Genomic DNA, 15,293 nt, shown 5'->3' with positions numbered 1-15,293 from the left:
CGACCGCCGCCCTCGCCTCCCGCCCCCCCCCCCCCGCCCCGCGTCCCCAGTGCGACGCCCGCGCGCCCCCCCCCCCGCGCCCCGCCCCCCCCCCCCCCCCGCTTCCCGCAGTGAGGGGCTGTCCTGCCTTCGTCGGTGACAGCGCACGACCGGCACCCTGGGAGTGGACGATGGAGGCCCGCCTGAACCCCTTTGCCGGCCCGGTCATGGGGACGGGCTTCACGTACCTCGCCGCGGCAGTTCGAGCTGATCGCGGAGTCGACCCTGCCGCGTGCGACGCAGGAGCCACCTCTCCGGCCGGCGGCGTTTGCGTACTCGCCGGTACGCACACCACCCAGCCCTTCGTCGTAGGCCTGTCGGCCAAAAACCGACCGATAAGGTGTTAATCCAACATTCATCCATGCCGCATAGCCTCCGGGGGCTAGCCTCATGCTGAACGCCATCGTCCGACCGGGAGGCGAAACCCCCGTGCAAGGCACTGTGACCACGCCAGGCGGCTCCGCCGTGGCCGGCGGGCCGGGTGAGGCCTTCCTCCTCGTCGTCGACGACGAGCCCAACATCCGCGAACTGCTCTCCGCCTCCCTGCGGTTCTCCGGTTTCCGGGTCGCCTCCGCCGCGACCGGCACCGAGGCCCTGCGGCTGATCGCCCACGAGCGTCCCGACCTCGTCGTCCTCGACGTCATGCTCCCCGACCTCGACGGCTTCACCGTCGTCGAGAAGCTGCGCGAGCAGACCAGCCGCGGCCAGATCGCCGGGCCCGCCCACGGCCACCCCGGCGACCACCTCCCGGTGCTCTTCCTCACCGCCAAGGACGGCGTCGGCGACAAGGTCCAGGGCCTCGCCGCGGGCGCCGACGACTACGTCACCAAGCCGTTCAGCCTCGAAGAGCTGATCGCCCGGATCCGCGCCATCCTGCGCCGGGCCGGCGGCCCCGCCGAGGACGGCCGGCTGATCGTCGCCGACCTCAGCCTCGACCCCGTCGCCCACGAGGTCACCCGCGGCGGCATCCCGGTCTCGCTCTCCCCGACCGAGTTCAAGCTGCTGCACTACCTGATGGCCAACGTCGGCCGGGTCGTCTCCAAGGCCCAGATCCTCGACCACGTGTGGGCCTACGACTTCGGCGGCGACCTCTCCATCGTCGAGTCCTACATCTCCTACCTGCGCCGCAAGCTCGACTCCGGCCCCGCCCACGGCCCCAAGCTGATCCACACCGTGCGCGGCATCGGCTACGCCCTGCGCCGGCCCCCGCAGGGCTGACCGGACCCGCCCGACCGTGCCGATCCGTCCCGTGCTGCCCCGCTTCACCTCCCGGCTCTCGCTGCGTGCCCGGCTGCTCGTGCTCGTGCTCGCCCTCGTCACCACCGGTCTCGTGGTCAGCGACACCATCGTGCTCGGCACCGTCCGGGTGCAGCTGGTCGAGCAGCTCGACCAGCAGCTCCAGCGCTTCGGGCTGCCGATGTCCCACCGGTCGCCGGGCAAGCTCAGCCCGCCCGACGCCGGGGGGCGGCTGCCCGTCAACGGGCGGCGCGGGCAGGGCCTGCCCAGCCAGTACCTGGTGCAGTACCTCACCTCCGACGGCAAGGTGCAGGGCGTCATGCGCCAGCCCGTCTCCGACAGCGACCCGGCGCCCCAGCTGGCCGGCCTCGACCCGGCCGCCACCGCGCCCGACGTGCCCTTCGACCTGCCCGACCAGCGCGGCCACCGCAGCTGGCGGGTGCTCGTCCTGCCGCTCCAGCCGGCCAAGACGCCCGGCGCCGGGACGGTCGTCAGCCCCTACGCGTCGCCGCTCGTCACCCCGACCTACCTGATGGTGGCCGTCTCCCGCGAGGACATCGACGCGACCATCGGCAAGCTCCGCACCTCCTTCCTCGCCATCGGCGGCGCCGTGTTCGTCATCATCGCCGCCCTCGGCTTCTTCGCCGTCCGCACCGGGCTGCGCCCGTTGCGGCGCATCGAGGCCGGCGCGGCCCGGATCGCGGCCGGCGAGCTCTCCCACCGCATGCCCGGGCCCTCCCGCCGCACCGAGGTCGGGCGGTTGTCCATCGCGCTCAACGGGATGCTCACCCAGATCGAGGCCGCGTTCGCCGCGCGCGCCGAATCCGAGGCCCGCATGCGGCGGTTCATCGCCGACGCCTCGCACGAACTGCGCACCCCGCTGGCCGGCATCCGCGGCTTCACCGAGCTGTACCGGATGGGCGCGCTGCCCACCGAGGAGGACGTGCGGCGCACCATGACCCGGATCGAGAGCGAGGCCGTGCGCATGGGCGCCCTCGTCGAGGACCTCCTGGTGCTCGCCCGGCTCGACGAGGAACGCCCGCTCGACCTCGCCCCGATGGACCTGCGCACCCTCGCCGCCGACGCCCTGCACGACCTCACCGCCCTCGACCCGACCCGCCCGGTCGCCCTCACCGGCCCGGCCGGGACGGGCGCCCCCGGCGCGGCCCCCGTCCTCGGCGACGAGGCGCGGCTGCGCCAGGTCGTCACCAACCTGGTCGGCAACGCCGTCAAGCACACGCCGCCCGGCACCCCCGTCCGGATAGGCGTCGGCGGCGGCCCGGGCGGCGTCTGCCTCCTGGAGGTCGCCGACGCTGGCCCGGGCCTGACCGAGGACCAGGCCCTCCAGGTCTTCGAGCGCTTCTACCGCGTCGACGCCTCCCGCAGCCGCCACGACGGCGGCGGCGCCGGCCTCGGCCTCGCCATCGCCACCGCCCTCACCCACGCGCACGGCGGCACGCTGACCCTCGAAACCTCCCCGGGCGCCGGCGCCACCTTCCGCGTCGAACTCCCGACGACCACGGCCTCCTGACCCCGATCGGGTGAATACGACCCGATCACCCGATCGGCGGGCAGGATCCGTGCCACGGTTCGGACCATGAACCCCGAGGCCGAGGAAAGCGTGATGAGCCCCGAAGAACGGCTCTGGGACGTCTGGAAACGCTTCAGAGTCCCGGAGCACGTCAGGGCCGAGATCATCGACGATGACGACCACGGCGGCGCGGTGACGATCCTCACCGACCCGGATGTCGAACGCCGGGCCTACAACCGTTCCGCGCGGGTCCCGTACGGCAAGGAAGCCGTGATCGAGGAGGGCCCGGCCAAGGGGTTCGTCATCGGGCCGGAGATCACCGGGGAGCGGCGTGGCTGAGGCGGGGGTGTCGTTCCGGCGGGACTTGGCCGAGTGGCGGGTGGGGCTGGTCGCGTGGCGGCTGCTGGTGTTGCAGGCGGCGCATCCGGTGGTCGGGGCGGGGATGGACGAGCACTCGACGTACCACGCGCATCCGTGGCGGCGGGTGGAGCACACGCTGGGGAGCGGGCGGCGGCTGTTCTACCAGGACGCCGACGCGCTCCGGCGCGAGGTCGCGCGGCTGGAGCGGGCGCACAAGCGGATCCGCGGGACGGACGCGGACGGGCGTGCGTACGACGCGAAGGACGCGGCGACCAGGGCGTGGGTGCTGCTGACGCTCTTCGAATCGGTCGTCACCATGCGAGAGTTGGGCGGAGATCCGTACGACCGTGGCGAACTCGACCAGGTGTATCGCGAGTTCGTCGAAGTCGTTGCCGCCTTCGGGCTTCTGGCGGGTGAACTCCCGCAGTCGGCAGCCGACTTGCCCGGATACTTCGTCAAAGTCGCCAGAGAGCGGCTGGAGTTCACCGAGTCGGCGCGCTACCTGCTGTTCGACATCCTGCGCGAGGCGCCCCGGCCGCGCCGGCTCCGGTTCCTCGGGGACGCGGGCTGGCGTGCCGTGCGGGCGGTGGTGGCCCGGGTGGTGACGGCGCTGACGATCGCCGACCTGCCGCCCGTCGTCCGGGAGCGCTTCGGCCTGGTCCGCACCCGCCGTGCCGCCCTGCTGTCCCGGCTGCTGCACCACGGCGCCGGGGGCGTCCTGCGCCGGCTGCCGGACCACCTGCGCTACCGCTCGCCGGAGCAGCGCCCGCCATCCCGCTGGCGCCCGACGCGGCGGGACACCCGTCGGCCCCGGCTGGACCGGTTCTTCCGCGAGGTGCTCGACCAGACCGGCGACGGCCGGCTCACGGTGCACGACCTGCGGGCGATGGCCCACAACGTGTGCTGGCAGCTGGAGCTCGACGACGCCGGCGAGGCCGCCGTCCACACGGCCTTCGAGGGCTGGTGGGAGCAGCTGCGCGAGAGCATGGACGCCGACGGCGACGGTGAGGTGAGCCGGGAGGAGTTCGTCGCCGCCACCATCGCCGGCTGCGACCGCGACCCGGCCTACCTGGAGGCCGGCCTGCTGCCCGCGCTGCGCGCCGTCTTCACCGCCGCCGACACCGACGGAAACGGTCACCTGGACGCCGACGAGTACCGCGCCGTCTTCGGCGGCCCGCGCGTCCACCCGGCCGAACTCTCCCACGGCTTCCGCCAGCTGGACACCGACGGGGACGGCCGGATCACCCTGGACGAGTTCCTGCGCGGCTTCACCGCCTTCTTCACGGCCCGCGCCCCCTCCACCCCCGGCACCTGGCTGCTCGGCCGTCCGTAGCGTCGGGAGGTAGGGCGCCCCGGAGTTCCGGGGCGCCCTTTCACGCTGTCCGCCCCGGGGCCGGTGGGGCGGCCGTGTCAAGTGCCGGGGCGTCCAAGACGATCACCGGATCCGCCCGGGCGTTCGTTGTCGCTGCCGCGCGGGGCTCCGCAGACTGTGCGCACCGCCTTGCAGGCCTTCGCCCTGGTCAAACCCAACCCCGCGTGAGGACCCCCCGTAAGGATGATGGATACTGGCCCTTGTGAACGTGTTCACGTTCACAAGCGGACAAGCTTGCGTGGTTAGGCAGCGGTCTACGGCTAAAGAAGAAGTTTGTCCGGAATGTGCCCGAAAGGGCAGGTTGGAGAGAGGGCGACGTGGAACTGGCAATCGCTCACGAAACCATCGCCAGATGGCAATTCGGCATCACCACCGTCTACCACTTCCTCTTCGTCCCGCTCACCATCAGCCTGGCCGCCGTCGTGGCCGGACTGGAGACCGCCTGGGTGCGGACGAACAAGGAGAAGTACTTCCACGCCACGAAGTTCTGGGGGAAGCTCTTCCTGATCAACATCGCGATGGGCGTGGTCACCGGCATCGTGCAGGAGTTCCAGTTCGGGATGAACTGGTCGGACTACTCCCGGTTCGTGGGCGACGTCTTCGGGGCCCCGCTCGCGATGGAGGCGCTGATCGCCTTCTTCTTCGAGTCCACGTTCATCGGCCTGTGGATCTTCGGCTGGGACAAGCTGCCGAAGAAGATCCACTGCGCGTGCATGTGGATGGTCGCCCTCGGCACCGTGCTCTCCGCCTACTTCATCCTCGCCGCCAACTCCTGGATGCAGCACCCGGTCGGCTACGCGATCGACCCGGTCACCGGCAAGGCGCAGCTCACCGACATCACCGAGGTGCTGTTCCAGAACACCACCCTCACCGTCGTCGCGCACACCCTGACCGCCGCCTTCCTCACCGGCGCGGCCTTCATGGTCGGCATCGCCTCCTTCCACCTCTGGAAGGCCAAGCGGCTGTTTGAGAAGAGTGGAGGGGCGGAGACCGCCGACCCCAAGAAGACCGCCGTGATGCGCACGTCGCTGCGGCTCGGCCTGGTGCTGGCCGTCGTCTTCGGCCTGGGCACCGCGATCAGCGGCGACTCGCTGGGCAAGGTGATGTTCGAGCAGCAGCCGATGAAGATGGCCGCCGCCGAGGCGCTGTGGGACACCCAGTCGCCGGCGCCGTTCTCGGTCTTCGCGATCGGTGACGTCAGCAAGGGCCACAACTCGGTCGAGCTGGAGATCCCGGGGATACTCTCCTTCCTCGCGCACAGCGACTTCAGCTCCTCCGTCCCCGGCATCAACGACACCGCGGCCGCCGAGGCCGCCAAGTACGGCGGCGATCCGAAGGACTACATCCCGAGCATCTTCATGACCTTCTGGGGCTTCCGCCTCATGATCGGCTTCGGGATGACCTCCTTCGCGGCCGGTCTGGTCGGACTCTGGACCACCCGGCGCAAGCTCTTCCTGCACCCCGAGTTCCGCACCGGCGACACCGAGGTGCCGCGGCTGATGCTCACCCCGAAGCGCGAACTGGGCCCGCTGCTGACCAAGTGGAGCTGGCGGATCGGCATCCTGACCATGGGCTTCCCGCTGATCGCCAACAGCTTCGGCTGGATCTTCACCGAGATGGGCCGCCAGCCCTGGGCCGTGTTCGGCCTGATGACCACGGCCAGTGCGGTCTCCCCCAACGTGGGCGTCGGCACCCAGATCGGGGCCCTGGTCACCTTCACCACGCTGTACGCGATCCTCGCCGTCATCGAGGTCCGGCTGCTGGTCAAGTACGCCAAGGCCGGTCCGGTGGTATCCGAGCAGCCGCCGACCGTGGACCCGTCCCTGCGCGGACCGTCCGCGGACGAGGACGCCGACAAGCCGCTCGCGTTCGCCTACTGAGCACCACAGGGGATCTGACATGCAACTCCACGACGTCTGGTTCGTCCTGATCGCCGTCCTGTGGATCGGCTACTTCTTCCTGGAGGGCTTCGACTTCGGGATCGGCGTGCTCACCAAGCCGCTGGCCAGGACCACCGCCGAGCGGCGGGTGCTGATCAACACGATCGGCCCGGTGTGGGACGGCAACGAGGTCTGGCTGCTGACCGCCGGCGGCGCGACCTTCGCGGCCTTCCCCGACTGGTACGCGACGCTGTTCAGCGGCTTCTACCTCCCGCTGCTGGCCATCCTGGTCTGCCTGATCGTGCGCGGCGTGGCCTTCGAGTACCGGGCCAAGCGCGACGGCGAGTGCTGGCAGCGGAACTGGGAGGAGGCCATCTTCTGGACCTCGCTGATCCCGGCCTTCCTGTGGGGCGTGGCCTTCGCCAACATCGTGCGCGGCGTGGACATCGACGCGCAGAAGAACTACGTCGGCACCCTCTGGGACCTCCTCAACCCGTACGCGCTGCTCGGCGGCCTGGTGACGCTCGGCCTCTTCACCTTCCACGGCGCGGTGTTCGCCGCGCTGAAGACGGTCGGCGAGATCCGGCTGCGGGCGCGCCGGGCCGCGCTCCTGGCCGGGACGGTGACGGCGGTGCTGGCGCTCGCCTTCCTTTCCTGGACCCAGGCGGACAGCGGCAACGGCCGGAGCCTGGTGGCCCTGGTGGTCGCCGTGGCGGCCCTGGCCGGCGCCCTGGTCGCCAACCAACGCGGCCGCGAGGGCTGGGCGTTCATCCTCTCGGGGGCGACGATCGTGGCGGCGGTGGCGATGCTGTTCCTGGCGCTCTTCCCGAACGTCATGCCGTCGACGCTGCACCCCGAGTGGAGCCTGACCGTCACCAACGCCGCGTCCTCGCCGTACACGCTGAAGCTGATGACGATCGTCGCGGCCGTGTTCACCCCGCTCGTGCTGCTCTACCAGGGCTGGACGTACTGGGTGTTCCGCAAGCGCATCGGCGTCCAGCACATCCCGGCCGGGCACTGACATGAAGCCGGTCGACCCGCGACTGCTCGGGCACGCCCGCACCACCCGGGCCTTCCTCGCCGGATCCGTGCTCCTCGGCGCGGCGGGCGCCGTCCTGGTGGTCGCGCAGGCGAGCCTGCTCGCCGAGATCGTCGTGCGCGGCTTCCGGCACGGGGCGACGCCCGGCGAGCTCACCACCCCGCTGGTGCTGCTCGCGCTGACCGCCGTCGGGCGGGGGCTGGTCGGCTGGCTCACCGAGCTCACCGCGCACCGGTCCGTCGCCCGGGTGAAGTCCACCCTGCGGCGCCGGCTGCTCGACCACGCCACCGCGCTCGGTCCGGCCTACCTGGCGGGCCGGCGCACCGGCGAGCTCACCACCCTCGCGACCCGCGGCGTCGACGCCCTCGACGACTACTTCGCGCGCTACCTCCCGCAGTTGGCGCTCGCGGTGGCCGTGCCGGCGATCGTGCTGCTGCGGATCGCGGGGGCCGACCTCACCTCGGCCGCGATCATCGCCGGGACGCTGCCGCTGATCCCGCTGTTCATGGTGCTGATCGGGATGGCCACCCAGTCCCGGATGGACCGGCAGTGGCAGACCCTGGCCCGGCTCTCGCACCACTTCCTCGACGTGGTGGCCGGCCTGCCCACCCTCAAGGTGTTCAACCGGGCGCGGGCACAGGCCGCCACGATCGCCCGCATCACCGCCGACTACCGCCGGGCGACCCTGCGCACCCTGCGGATCGCGTTCATCTCCTCGTTCGCGCTGGAGCTGCTCTCCACGCTGTCGGTCGCGCTGGTCGCGGTGTCCGTCGGGTTCCGGCTGGTGGACGGCACGCTCGACCTGGAGACCGGGCTGCTGATCCTCATCCTCGCCCCCGAGGTGTACTTCCCGATCCGCCAGGTCGGCGCGCTCTACCACTCCAGCGTGGAGGGGCTGACGGCGGCGGACGAGATCTTCGGGGTGCTGGAGACGCCGCTGCCCGCCGCCGGGGTCGTCCCGGCCCCCGCGCTCGCCGACGCGACCGTGACGGCGGACGGCCTGGTCGTGCGGCACCCCGGGCGGACGGAGCCCGCGCTGGACGGCGCCGGGCTGACGCTGCGTCCGGGCGCCACCGTCGCCCTGACCGGACCGAGCGGGGCCGGCAAGTCCACCCTGGTGTCCGTCCTGCTCGGCCTGACCGCGCCGGACGCCGGCACCGTCCGGATCACCGCCGCCGACGGCCGCGCGTACGACCTGGCCGAGCTCGACCCGGCCACCTGGCAGCGGCAGATCGCCTGGGTGCCGCAGCACCCGCACCTGTTCGCCGGGACGGTCGCCGAGAACCTGCGCCTGCACCGGCCGCAGGCGAGCGACGACGAGCTGTGGACGGCGCTGCGCTCCGCCCACGCGCTGGACTTCGTGACGGACCTGGACGCCGTCCTCGGCGAGGACGGCGCCGGGCTCTCCGCCGGGCAGCGGCAGCGGATCGCGCTCGCCCGCGTGCTGCTCGCCGACGACCGCCCGCTGGTGCTGCTCGACGAGCCGACCGCCAACCTGGACGGCGCCTCCGAGGCGGCCGTCGTGGAGGCCGTCCGGGCGCTCGCCGAGGACCCGGCGCGCACGGTCCTGGTGGTCGCCCACCGGCCGGCGCTGCTGGCCGTCGCGGACGAGCGGGTGCGGCTGGCGGGCGCCGCCGCTCCGGCCGCCGCCGCGGTCGAGCTCCTGCCCCACAGCGGACGCCCGGTGGCCGCGACCGCCGTCGAGGACGAGACCCCGGCCGGCACCGCCGCGCCCCGGCTCGCGCTGTCGATCCTGCTCGGCGCGCTCGCCCTCGGCTGCGCCGTCGCCCTCATGGCCACGTCGGGCTACCTCATCTCGTACGCCTCCGAGATGCCGCCGGTGCTCTACCTGATGATGGCCGTCACCTCCGTCCGCGCGTTCGGCATCGGCCGCAGCGTCTTCCGGTACGCCGAACGGCTCGTCTCGCACGACGCCGTGCTGCGCACCCTCGGCACGCTGCGCGCCGCCGTCTACCGGCGGCTCACCGCGCTCGCCCCGGCCGCACTGCCCGCGTTCCGGCGCGGCGACCTGCTCTCCCGGCTGGTCGCCGACGTCGACGCGATCCAGGACCACTACCTGCGCTGGCGGCTGCCGGCCGCCGTCGCCGGCGTCGTGTCGCTCGCCGCGGCCGTCGCGATGGGCGCCTTCCTGCCCGCCGCCGGTGTCGTCCTCGGCGTCGGGCTGCTGCTCGCGGGCGCCGTGGTGCCCGCGCTGGCCGCCCGCTGGTCGGCCGGTGCCGAGCGGCGGCAGGCCCCGGCGCGGGGACGGCTCACCACCGCCGTCGTCGACGCCTTCTCCGGCACCGCCGAACTCACCGTCGCCGGTGCGCTGCCCGGTCGGCTCGCCGCCGTCCGCAGCGCCGACGCGGCGCTGACCGGGCTGGCCGCCCGCTCGGCCGCCACCACCGCGCTCGGCACCGGGCTGATCACGCTGCTCGCCGGGCTGACGGTGACCGCCGCCGCGGCCGTCGGCCTGCGCGGCGTGCACACCGGGGCGCTGGCGCCGGTCTGCCTGGCCGTCGTCGTGCTCACCCCGCTCGCCGCGTTCGAGGCCGTCACCGGGATGCCGCTCGCCGTCCAGGCCCGCCAGCGCAGCCGCGCCGCGCGGGCCCGGCTGGACGAAGTGCTGGACGCGGAGCCCGCGGTCACCGAGCCGGTCGAGGCGGCGGCGCTGCCCGCGCAGCCGCTGCCGATCGCCGTGCGCGGCCTGGCGGTCCGCTACCCCGGACGGGCCGAGGACGCCCTGTCCGGGGTGGACCTCGATCTCGCGCCCGGGCGCCGGATCGCCGTCGTCGGCCCGTCCGGCTCCGGCAAGACCACGCTCGCCCAGGCGTTGCTGCGCTTCCTGGAGCCGGCTGCGGGCGGCGTCACCTTCGCCGCCGGCCGTCCACAGGCTGTGGACAGCCGTGCGCTCCCGGGCGACGACGTCCGCCGGGTGATCGGCCTCTGCGCGCAGGACGCCCACGTCTTCGACAGCTCGCTCCGGGAGAACCTGCGCCTCGCCCGGCCGGGCGCCGACGAGGACGAACTGCGCGCCGCCCTGGCCGGCGCCCGGCTGCTCGACTGGACGGACGGCCTGCCGGACGGCCTCGACACCATGGTCGGCGAGCACGGCGCCCGCCTCTCCGGCGGCCAGCGCCGGCGCCTCGCGCTCGCCCGGGCCCTGCTCGCCGACTTCCCGGTGCTCGTCCTCGACGAGCCCGCCGAACACCTCGACCTGCCCACCGCCGACGCGCTCACCGCCGACCTGCTCGCCGCCACCGCCGGCCGCACCACCGTCCTGATCACCCACCGGCTGGCCGGGCTGGACGACGACACCGTGGACGAGGTGCTGGTGCTGGACGGCGGCCGGGTGGCCGAGCGGGGCCGCTGGTCGGAGCTGCTCGCGGACGGCGACGGGCGGCTGCACGCGATGTGGCGGCGGGAGCGGGAGGCGGACGGCCTGCTGGAGGCGGACGGCCCGCTGGTGGCCCGGTAGCCGCTCCGTCGCGCCGTCCTTCGGATGAAAACCGTACAAACTAGGCTCATCTTCATGGACCCCACGCCAGACCTCCCCGCCGCCGCCCCGGAGCCCACCCCCCACCGGGTGCCCGAGATCGCCTCGCTCGGCCTGGACACCCTGGTCACCGAGGTCGCGGAACGCCTCCAGTCGGCCGCCGCCGTCACCGACCGGATGCAGCGGCTGCTGGAGGCCGTCGTCTCCATCGGCGCCGGACTCGACCTGCACGCCACCCTGCACCGCATCGCCACCGGCGCCGCCGAACTCGTCGACGCCCGGTACGCGGCCCTCGGCGTGATCGCCCCCGGCGGGCACGGCCTGGCCGACTTCATCCACGTCGGCATCGACGACGCGACCGCCGCCGAGATCGGCGAACTGCCCGCCGGGCGCGGCATCCTCGGCGCGCTCATCGACCGCCCCGAACCGCTGCGCCTGGCCGACCTCGGCAGCGACCCGCGCTCCTCCGGGTTCCCGCCGCACCACCCGCAGATGAAGACCTTCCTCGGCGAGCCGATCCGGGTCCGCGACGAGGTGTTCGGCAACCTCTACCTGACGGAGAAGAAGGGCGGCGGCGCCTTCACCCCCGAGGACGAGCAGGTGGTGAACGCGCTCGCCGCCGCGGCCGGCGTCGCCATCGAGAACTCCCGCCTGTACGAGGAGGGCCGGCGCCGCGAGCGCTGGATCGCCGGCGCCGCCGCCGTCACCACGGCGCTGCTCTCCACCGACGAGGCCGAGGTCGCGCTGACCGTCGCCGCCGAGCAGGTGCGGGAGCTGGCGGACGCCTCGCTCGGCATGATCCTGCTGCCGACCGCCGCCGACGGCGAGGACGTCTCCCAGATGCGCGTCGCCCACGCGTCCGGCGAGGCGGCCGAGTTCGTCCGCGGCGAGCTGCTGCCCAAGGACAGCTTCGCCACCCGGCTGCTCGCCGGCGAGAGCGTGTACCTCGACGACATGTCGAGCGACCCGACCGTGGTCATCCGGCTCGCCCGCAGCTTCGGCCCGTCCATGGCCGTCCCGATGGTCGCCGCCGGCCGGGTCCTCGGCGGGCTCTGCGTCTGGCGCGCGCGCGGCGCGCTGCCCTTCACCGACAGCGAGAAGCAGCTCGCCGAGACCTTCGCCTCGCAGGCCGCGCTCGCCCTGCGGCTCGCCGAGGGCCAGCGCGACCAGCAGCGCCTCGCCGTCTTCCAGGACCGCGACCGGATCGCCCGCGACCTGCACGACCTCGTGATCCAGCGGCTGTTCGCCACCGGGATGATCCTGGAGAGCGCCGCCCGCCGCTCCGTCGTGCCCGAGGTGAAGGTCGGCATCGGCAAGGCCGTCGACGAACTCGACGCCACCATCCAGGAGGTCCGCACCACCATCTACGCGCTCCAGCACGACAACCACGGCGACGTCCCCGACACCCTGCGCACCCGGGTCCTGCGCGAGGCCAGCCAGGCCGCGGCGGCGCTCGGCTTCAAGCCCGCGGTGAGCTTCGTCGGGCCGGTGGAGAGCCTCGTCGGCGACAAGACCGGGCGTCAACTGCTGGCCGCACTGCGGGAGATGCTCTCCAACACGGCCCGCCACGCCCGGGCCTCCCGGGTCGGCGTGGAGATCGACGCCACCGTCCACCTCGACGACGCCGGGCACCCGGTCGGCGGCGACCCGGAGTCGCTCGACCGCGGCGGCCGGCCCGGCGTGCTGCTCACCGTCACCGACGACGGCGTCGGCATCCCCGCGGGCGGCCGGCGCAGCGGCCTGCTCAACCTCACCCGCCGCGCCGAGGCCCTCGGTGGCGACGCGTGGCACGAGGGCGGCCCGTACGGGAAGGGCACGAGGGTCTGCTGGACGTCCCGGCTCTGAGCGTCGAAGCGGGCCCGGAACACGAACGGTTCGGGGACGACGGGGGGAGGCCCGGTGGTGGATTGGTGAAAGCTGAACAAGGGAGAACTTCCCGACCAACGGCGTAAGTTGTCGGCGTCCGCCCCTTCCGGCGTGTCCGTGTGCACACATAGCTTTGCTCCGTCTCGGAGGGGAACCGGACGGGGGGAGCAGTGGACGCGTCGGGCCGTGGTCACGCCGCAGCAGGACCAGCGAGCCGAGGGGGGTTCCGCACCGAGCGGGCGCCGGACGGGCGCTACCGCTGGCAGCTCAAGGCGCCGAACGGGCGGGTGGTCGCCATCACCCCGGCCGCGTTCGAGACGGTCGGCGAGGCCGAGCGCGGCTTCGACGGGCTGCGCGCCGGCGCCGCCGAACTCACCGCGCGCATCACCCACGTCCGGGACGGCATCGGATGGATCTGGGTCGTCCCCGGCTCCCGCAGCCTCCCCGAGGTGCGCTCCAGCCGGGCCTACGAGCGGTACGCCACCTGCCAGAACGCGTTCCGCCGCTTCGTCGTGCTGCTCACCAAGCAGCCGGCGCGCGAGTTTTCGGCGCGCGAGTTGCCCGGGCGTGAGCCGCCCACAGGGGAACTGCCTAGGCGTGAACTGCCGGGGCGGACCGCGTCGCTGAGACGCACCGATGGCCGCTGAGCGGCGCGGTCCCCGGCTGCTCGTCGTGCCGGCGGCCGACCGCTGCGTCGGCTGGGCGCTGCGCGCGGCCAACGGGCGGCCGCTCGGCGTGGGCGTCCGGACGTACCGCAACGAGGACGAACTCGCCGACGCCGTAAGAGAACTGCTGATCGAGAGAGCGGTGCTGCGGTGCTCGGTCGGACAGTCCGAGGGGCGCCAGTGGGTCTGGGCCGCCTACCTGCCGGTGCGCACCACCCGGCCGGGGGCGGCCGATTCCGTTCCGGTGGCGCGCAGCGCGCGCGGGTACCTGCGGCGCGACCAGTGCCAGGCGGGGATCGACGGGTTCCTGGCCGGACTCCACCGGCTGGGGCAGGAGGTGCGGCGGTCGGGGCCGGACGGCATCTGGTCGCTGTAGCGCGCCGTCCGTCCGTGCTGTTCCGGTGAAGGGCAGGTATCCGGCAACCCCCCGAGCCGCCACCTGGAGAAGAACGTCCAGGCCCGCTGAGCTGCTTGTTTCCGCACTGTTGCGGACCGGCTGACCAGTCGCTAAACCTCGCCGAACCGACGAATCGACATTCCGGGGCCGGTCTCGACCACCCTTCCGGCGCAACCGCCCCGGCGGACAGGATCTGCACTGCCGGACGGGCCGCAGCGGAGGCGGCCACCGGCCCCGAACTCCCCCCGGGAGTACGGGATTCACGCGATGGACGTCTCTCCCACCGGAGGAAGAGGAACATGCGTAAGACCGCTGCCAAGCTGCTCACCGCCGCCGCCCTGGCGACCTCGGTCGCCACCGTCTTCAGCGGCACCGCGGTGGCCGACCCGGCCGCCGGTGTCACCCCGGCCGCCCAGGACATCGTGGGTGCCGGCTCGGACACCACCCAGGCCGTGCTGAACCAGCTCTCCACCGCCTACAACGCGACGCTGACGGACCCGAACGCGCCGCGGCTGTACAGCTGGGACGCGATCGGCTCCTCGCCGATCACCCCCAAGACCGGTGCCGGCACGATCACCCGCCCGAACGGCTCCGGCGCCGGCATCAACGCGCTGAACGCCAACACCAGCACGACCCTCGACTTCGCCCGCTCCTCGCGCGGCCCGGTCAGCGGCTCGACCGGCGACCCGGCCACCGACGACTTCGTCGCGATGGCCAAGGACGCGGTGGCCTGGGCGGCCCCGAACAACGGCCACGCCCCGGCGAACCTGACCACGCAGAACCTCAAGGACATCTACACCTGCAACGTCACCAACTGGACCCAGATCGACCCCACGCTGACCAACGCGACCATCAAGCCGTTCCTGCCGCAGAAGGACTCCGGCACCCGGGCCTTCTTCCTGAAGGCGATCGGCAGCGGCACCTCGGTCACCCCGGGCAGCTGCGTCATCCAGGGCACCCAGGAGAACCAGGGCAGCGACCCGGCCCTCGCCGACCTCGACGCCGTGGTCCCCTACTCCGTGGCCCACTACATCGGCCAGGTCTACTTCAACCAGGGCAGCGGCGCCGACGTCCAGGGCCCGCTGACCATCCGTTCGGTCGACGGCACCGCGCCGGTCGACGTCCCGAACCAGAAGATCAGCGACGCCTTCGCCGCCTCCTCCTACGCGCGCGTGGTCTACAACGTCATCCGTGACGCCGAGTGGACCGGCTCGGACGCGCACGCCACCGCGCTGCAGAACATCTTCGGCAACGGCGGCTTCATCTGCAGCAGCGCCGGTGCGACCGTCCTGCAGAGCTACGGCTTCCTGCCGCTGCAGGGCTTCGACTGCGGCAGCTCCATCCACTCCTGACCAACCCCGCACCATCCGGGGGGGACCGGGGGGGCGCCCCGGGGGGCCCCCCCCGCTGGG

At 73.1% G+C, this 15,293-nt stretch carries 11 protein-coding genes; all 11 read left to right on the top strand.

Features of this window, described 5'->3' with window-relative positions:
- Nucleotides 1–429 precede the first annotated feature (429 nt).
- The 11 genes from ACFV4G_RS13365 (at nt 430) to ACFV4G_RS13315 (ending at nt 15,233) form a co-directional block, all read left to right on the top strand.
- Nucleotides 430–1,257 carry a response regulator transcription factor gene (locus ACFV4G_RS13365; protein ID WP_380439654.1) on the top strand — a complete coding sequence of 276 codons (828 nt, stop codon included), beginning with the start codon at nt 430–432 and terminating at the stop codon, nt 1,255–1,257.
- Between the two features lie 16 nt (nt 1,258–1,273).
- Nucleotides 1,274–2,806: a sensor histidine kinase gene (locus ACFV4G_RS13360; protein ID WP_380439652.1), complete on the top strand. Its 1,533-nt coding sequence runs from the start codon at nt 1,274–1,276 to the stop codon at nt 2,804–2,806.
- Between the two features lie 66 nt (nt 2,807–2,872).
- Nucleotides 2,873–3,145 (top strand): hypothetical protein, encoded by a 273-nt coding sequence (locus tag ACFV4G_RS13355; RefSeq protein ID WP_380439650.1) that lies wholly within the window; start codon nt 2,873–2,875, stop codon nt 3,143–3,145.
- Complete coding sequence (locus ACFV4G_RS13350; RefSeq protein ID WP_380439648.1) at nt 3,138–4,499, top strand: oxygenase MpaB family protein; 1,362 nt, start codon at nt 3,138–3,140, stop codon at nt 4,497–4,499. Before ACFV4G_RS13355 ends, ACFV4G_RS13350 begins: the two co-directional genes overlap by 8 nt.
- A gap of 356 nt (nt 4,500–4,855) precedes the next feature.
- On the top strand, nt 4,856–6,418 hold the full coding sequence (locus ACFV4G_RS13345; RefSeq protein ID WP_380439646.1) for a cytochrome ubiquinol oxidase subunit I: 1,563 nt from the start codon (nt 4,856–4,858) through the stop codon (nt 6,416–6,418).
- A 19-nt stretch (nt 6,419–6,437) separates the two neighbouring features.
- The gene (gene cydB / locus ACFV4G_RS13340; RefSeq protein ID WP_380439644.1) at nt 6,438–7,439 is read left to right on the top strand and encodes a cytochrome d ubiquinol oxidase subunit II; all 1,002 of its coding nucleotides are present in this window, start codon (nt 6,438–6,440) and stop codon (nt 7,437–7,439) included.
- 1 nt (nt 7,440) lies between these two features.
- Entirely contained in the window at nt 7,441–10,935 is a 3,495-nt protein-coding gene (gene cydD / locus ACFV4G_RS13335) for a thiol reductant ABC exporter subunit CydD (protein WP_380439641.1), read from the top strand.
- A gap of 54 nt (nt 10,936–10,989) precedes the next feature.
- Complete coding sequence (locus ACFV4G_RS13330) at nt 10,990–12,798, top strand: GAF domain-containing protein (RefSeq protein WP_380439639.1); 1,809 nt, start codon at nt 10,990–10,992, stop codon at nt 12,796–12,798.
- 191 nt (nt 12,799–12,989) lie between these two features.
- The gene (locus tag ACFV4G_RS13325) at nt 12,990–13,466 is read left to right on the top strand and encodes a hypothetical protein (RefSeq protein WP_380439637.1); all 477 of its coding nucleotides are present in this window, start codon (nt 12,990–12,992) and stop codon (nt 13,464–13,466) included.
- Nucleotides 13,456–13,860 carry a hypothetical protein gene (locus ACFV4G_RS13320; protein WP_380439635.1) on the top strand — a complete coding sequence of 135 codons (405 nt, stop codon included), beginning with the start codon at nt 13,456–13,458 and terminating at the stop codon, nt 13,858–13,860. Before ACFV4G_RS13325 ends, ACFV4G_RS13320 begins: the two co-directional genes overlap by 11 nt.
- 320 nt (nt 13,861–14,180) lie before the next feature.
- Nucleotides 14,181–15,233 carry a PstS family phosphate ABC transporter substrate-binding protein gene (locus ACFV4G_RS13315; protein WP_380439633.1) on the top strand — a complete coding sequence of 351 codons (1,053 nt, stop codon included), beginning with the start codon at nt 14,181–14,183 and terminating at the stop codon, nt 15,231–15,233.
- Nucleotides 15,234–15,293 lie beyond the last annotated feature (60 nt).

Origin of the sequence: Kitasatospora sp. NPDC059747 (assembly GCF_042732955.1) — a bacterium.
Taxonomy (GTDB): Bacteria; Actinomycetota; Actinomycetes; order Streptomycetales; family Streptomycetaceae; genus Kitasatospora.
The sequence above is the reverse complement of the archived record's forward strand: the minus strand, read 5'-3'. Positions and strand labels throughout refer to the sequence as shown.